At 59.8% G+C, this 4,965-nt stretch carries 4 protein-coding genes; 3 read left to right on the forward strand and 1 reads right to left on the reverse strand.

Annotated features, from left to right (window positions below; all coding sequences use genetic code 11):
• Positions 1 to 1,433 (forward strand): phosphoenolpyruvate--protein phosphotransferase (ptsP, locus tag A3754_RS21000; RefSeq protein ID WP_063521229.1); only part of this gene is annotated, 1,433 nt, incomplete at its 5' end.
• A 362-nt stretch (positions 1,434 to 1,795) separates the two neighbouring features.
• Positions 1,796 to 3,229 (forward strand): M20/M25/M40 family metallo-hydrolase, encoded by a 1,434-nt coding sequence (locus A3754_RS21005; RefSeq protein WP_063521230.1) that lies wholly within the window; start codon positions 1,796 to 1,798, stop codon positions 3,227 to 3,229.
• A gap of 42 nt (positions 3,230 to 3,271) precedes the next feature.
• Here A3754_RS21005 and A3754_RS21010 read toward each other — a convergent pair whose 3' ends face one another.
• Positions 3,272 to 4,045, reverse strand: coding sequence for an NRDE family protein (locus tag A3754_RS21010; protein WP_063521231.1), 774 nt, complete (start codon positions 4,043 to 4,045; stop codon positions 3,272 to 3,274).
• A 169-nt stretch (positions 4,046 to 4,214) separates the two neighbouring features.
• Between A3754_RS21010 and A3754_RS21015 the strand changes: the two genes are divergently transcribed.
• Positions 4,215 to 4,965 (forward strand): sulfite exporter TauE/SafE family protein (locus A3754_RS21015; RefSeq protein WP_063521232.1); only part of this gene is annotated, 751 nt, incomplete at its 3' end.

Consider the following 4,965-nt stretch of genomic DNA (forward strand, 5'->3'; position numbering starts at 1 on the left):
TGGTTGATGCCCATGTGCGCAATTTCGAAATGATGGATGACCCCTACCTGCGTGAACGGGCGGCGGATGTGCGTGACCTGGGCCGTCGGGTGCTGGCTCAGCTGCAGAGCCAGACCCGGCGTCATGTGATTTTTCCGGACGAGTGCATTCTGCTCGGCGAAGATATTTCTGCGCCCATGCTGATGGAAGTACCCCGTGAACGGGTGCGTGGCATTGTTACCACACGCGGGTCACGGAATTCGCACATGGCCATTGTGGCGCGGGCCATGGGTATCCCCACCGTGGTGGGGGCGCAGAATCTGCCGCTCAAACAAATGGACGACAAGGAAATCATCGTCGATGGTTTCCGTGGCCGGGTGGTGGCCAATGCCTCCCCGGAGCTCAAACAACAGTTCCAGGAAATCATTGCCGAGGAAGAGAGTCTTCAGGCCGGGCTGGAAAAGCTGCGTGACGAACCGGCGCAAACGCTGGATGGCACGAGGATCAAGTTGCAGGTGAATACCGGCCTGATGACCGATATCAACCGGTCACTGGAACGGGGTGCCGAAGGGGTGGGGCTGTACCGCACGGAGATTCCGTTCATGGTGCGCGACCGGTTCCCGTCGGAAGAAGAACAGCGAGTGATTTATCGCGAGCAGCTGGCGGCGTTTGCTCCGCATTCGGTCACCATGCGCACCCTGGATATCGGTGGTGATAAATCCCTGAGTTACTTCCCCATAGAGGAAGAAAACCCTTTCCTGGGCTGGCGGGGTATCCGTGTCACCCTGGACCACCCGGAAATTTTCATGGTGCAGGTGCGCGCCATGATCAAGGCCAGTGAAGGACTGAACAATCTACGCATCATGCTGCCCATGATTACCAGTGTGATCGAAGCAGAAGAGGCCCAGCATCTGATCCACCGTGCCTGGCTGGAAGTGCGCGATGAAGGGCTGGATGTGCCCATGCCGCCGGTGGGAGTGATGATCGAAGTGCCGGCGTCGGTGTATCAGGCCCGCGCCCTGGCCCAGCGGGTAGACTTTCTTTCTGTAGGGACCAACGATCTGACGCAATACCTGCTGGCGGTGGACCGCAACAACCGCCAGGTGGCGGCGCTTTATAATTCCTATCACCCGGCGGTGCTGCATGCCCTGCTGCATGTGGTGGAGCAGGCCCGCGAAGAAGATACGCCGGTGTCGGTCTGCGGGGAGATGGCAGGGGAGCCCAGTGCGGCCCTGTTATTGATGGCCATGGGCGTGGACGTGCTCTCCATGAATGCGTCCAACCTGTTGAAGGTAAAAGCCGCTATTCGTCAGGTGAATATCAGCTTTGTCCGCCGTCTTCTCAATGAAGTGCTGGCCATGGATAACGGTGAGGTGATCGCCTCTTACGTGGACTTGCAACTCACCAAGGCCGGGCTGGGTGACCTGTTGCGAAATCGCAAGGTGTTGTCCTGACACACAGAGTGGGTCGCCGTTAAAAATAAAAGGCTCATCGCGGGCTTGAGTGATACCTCGGCTTCAGGATTCGTCTCATTCTACCGCCCTGGCAACCGCCGGACGATGGCTTCCAAACCTGAAAACCTTGGCCGCCATTTTCTCTGCGAAAAATGCATTACCTGACTTTTCCTGAAAGTGCCTCTCAAAGGAGATGCCGCAGTAACGAAGCCTCTCAGGTTATGGGGTTTTACGTCAGGCATCCGGCGTCGAGCATTTTGCAAAGTGCCGGGTATTTGCGATAAAAGCATCAGACGGCGAGAAGCGTGTTATTCAGCGGTTCCCTGGATGAACCAATTAAAAAAACTTATCGGGAGAGAGTCATGAAGCGCGCGTTCTTGTTGATCGTGGTGGCGTTGCTTGTGCTGCTGGCGGTGCTGTTGTTCAACACCTTGAAGGTAAAAGAGCCCAACGAAACGGTTATCCCTCTGCCGGTTTTTGAATCTGCATTGAACGAATCCGAGATGACCGCACGTCTCTCCCGTGCCCTGCGATTTGCTACCTTGCCGGATCAGCCGCAAGCCTTTGATGGTTTTCATGACTTTCTGCGTGAGTCTTTTCCCCTTACCCATGCAAGACTCACCCTGAAAACGTTCGGCCATAGCCTGCTCTATCACTGGGATAGCGGAAAAGACTGCGCGCCGACGTTGCTGTTAGCCCATCAGGATGTGGTGCCGGTGTCATCACCGGACGCCTGGGAGCATCCGCCTTTCGCCGGTGTGGTGGATTCACAGTTTGTCTGGGGCCGTGGTGCCATGGATGACAAGGGCAGCCTGATGGCGATCCTGGAAGCCACCGAAGCCTTGTTGGCGGACGACCGTGCACCGGCCTGTGATGTGTGGCTGGCGTTTGGTCACGATGAAGAAACCGGTGGCAGTGAAGGCGCCAGCCGCATGGCGGACTGGATGGCAGAGCAGGACCTGCGCTTCGGCCTGGTGCTGGATGAAGGCGGCATGATGTTGCCCGGCAGCACCCTGGGCATTGAGCAACCTGTGGCGCTGATCGGCATTGCCGAGAAAGGCTACATGACGGTGACGCTACAGGCCCACGCCGAACCGGGTCATTCGTCCCGTCCGCCTGCGAAAACCGCAGTGGGGGATCTGGCCAGGGCGATTGCCACCTTGCAGGATAATCCTCGCCCTGCCGGGTTGAGCGAACCTACCCGCAAAATGCTGCAGCAGGTAGCGCCGTACCAGCCGTTTGCCAAGCGAATGGTGTTTGCCAATCTATGGTTGTTTGAGCCCTTGATCGTCAAACAACTCTCCGGCAAACCGGAAACCAATGCCCTGGTTCGCACCACCATGTCGCCGACGCTGTTGCGTGCCGGGGTCAAGGATAATGTGCTTCCCGCCACTGCCGAAGCGACCATCAATTTTCGCCTGGCGCCAGGGGAAAGCCGGGAATCCTTGTTGGCTTATCTGGAACAGCAGTTGCCGGATTCGATCACCGTGACGCCCCAGGACACCTTTCTGTCTGACCCGTCAGCGACCAGCGATATTCCTTCACCTGCCTTTGAGCGTCTGGCGGGCCTCGCCCGGTCTTTGCCGGAGCAACCGGTGGTGGTGCCTTTTCTGCTGATCGCCGGCACGGATGCGCGCCATTACCAGGCCGTGTCCGATCAGATTTTTCGCTTTATGCCGGTTGCCCTGAACCAGGATGACTTGCCACGCTTCCATGGCCACAACGAGCGCCTGTCCAGAGCACAGTATCCGCGAATGGTGAGCTTTTATGCCGGGGTGATGTTGGGCGCGGAGTAAGGGCAGGCCGGTTTCAGGACCGGCCGGCAACAATGACAGTGGCTAAGCGTTGCTGAAACTGTGATTCGGATTGCCAGCGGCGTGGCCGTCCGGTTGCCACACCTGTTCCAGCATTTGCGGCCCCTGTTCACGGTCCAGAATTACGGCGCTGCTGGCGCGGGTGCCGTAGGTTTCCGACTGGATAAAGACGGGCGCCACCAGCCGCTCAAGCTCCACCCCGACGCCGGTGTCAGGCAGTTCGCTGTCGCTGGGCTGATAATGATCGTTAACCACCTGCAACAGCTGCTGCAGATTTCCGCCCGCGGCGATGGCGTCGGCCAGGTTCTGTTTGGCCCGCTCCACCTTGGGCCAGGGATCGTCCAGCAGGCCATTGCTGAGGCCGTGAATGCCGGGCTGGACCGCCTGCGGCGCCGCGCCACGGTTGCCCAGATACCACAGGCTGTCGCGGGTGCTGTCTGCGCTTACCGTGCCCACCAGCAGGTTGAAGGCGCCGTAGTGATGCTGCTCTTCTGCGAGGGTGTGGCTGAACTGTTCCGGGCTTTGTTGCCCTTCCAGAAAAGCGAAAGGCAGCAGGCCCCGGGAGCGTTCGCCGGGCTGGCGGTCGGTGATCGGCTCGCGGTAATTGGTGACCACGGCAAAGCGGCCATTACGGTGGATGCCCAGCCAGGTGCCGCCGGCGGTTCGGTCCAGCCCGCAGAAGATATCCCCGCGCCAGCGCGCCGCTTCCGCCGGCCGCGCATGAAACTCATCCCGATTGGCGGCGACTTTTAATGGTGTGTTTGATTCAGGCTGCCAGTCGAGCAGAACAATGCACATGGGGTTTCCTTCTTTTGTCTCTCGCACGCCTGACGCCAGCAACGCGGCTGGGTTGTTGTTTCAACGGTTGGGTCCCTGACGGATTTCAGCATCGGGCCTCGAGCGCCCGGCGTTCAGCGTTCCACCGTGCTAGCATACCTGCCTTGCCACGAGTTGTGTTGGAGAGGCTGTGCTGGAACTGTTTTTGATCTGTCTGGGCGTGGGGGTGGGCGCTGGCCTGCTGGCTGGGGCGCTGGGCCTGGGCGGTGGCGTGGTCATCGTGCCGGCCCTGATTTTCCTGTTTCACGGCCTGGGGTTTCCTGACGAACTGGTCGCCAAAATGGCGGTGGCCACGTCCTTGAGTACCATCATCATTACCTCCATCAGTGCCGTGCGCACCCACCATAAAGCCGGCTTCGTGCGCTGGCCGGTGGCATTACGTTTGGGGGCAGGCATTGTGCTGGGTGCCTTCGCCGGGGCATTCATTGCCGATGCCATGAAAGGGGAACTGTTGACCCGTCTGTTCGGTCTGTTTGCCATGCTGATTGCCCTGCAGATGTTGCTGGTGGGGCGTAAAACGGTGGATGAAAGCCTGCCGCAACGGGTGCCCGGGGCGCCGGGGCTGGGCCTGGCCGGGTTACTGATTGGGACCGGTTCCGCCATTTTCGGTATCGGCGGCGGCTCGTTGACGGTGCCGTTTCTGAGTTGGTGTCGATTGAAAATGCAGGAGGCGGTGGCTATTTCCTCCGCCTGCGGGCTGCCCATTGCCATTGCCGGCACGCTGGGGTTTGCGGTGGCTGGCTGGAATGAGCAGCACCTGCCCGATGGCGCCCTGGGCTATGTGTTTTTGCCCGCCACAGCCGGTATAGTGCTCACCAGCTTCCCGTTTGCGCGCCTGAGTGCGCGGCTCAGCCACCGGCTGCCGTCCGCCACCTTGAAGA

This window comes from Alcanivorax sp. HI0083 (assembly GCF_001635175.1).

Coding starts and splice junctions, on each gene's coding strand:
- A3754_RS21005 (WP_063521230.1), top strand. CDS start 1,796: ATGAAGCGCGCGTTCTTGTTGATCGTGGTGGCGTTGCTTGTGCTGCTG.
- A3754_RS21010 (WP_063521231.1), bottom strand. CDS start 4,045: ATGTGCATTGTTCTGCTCGACTGGCAGCCTGAATCAAACACACCATTA.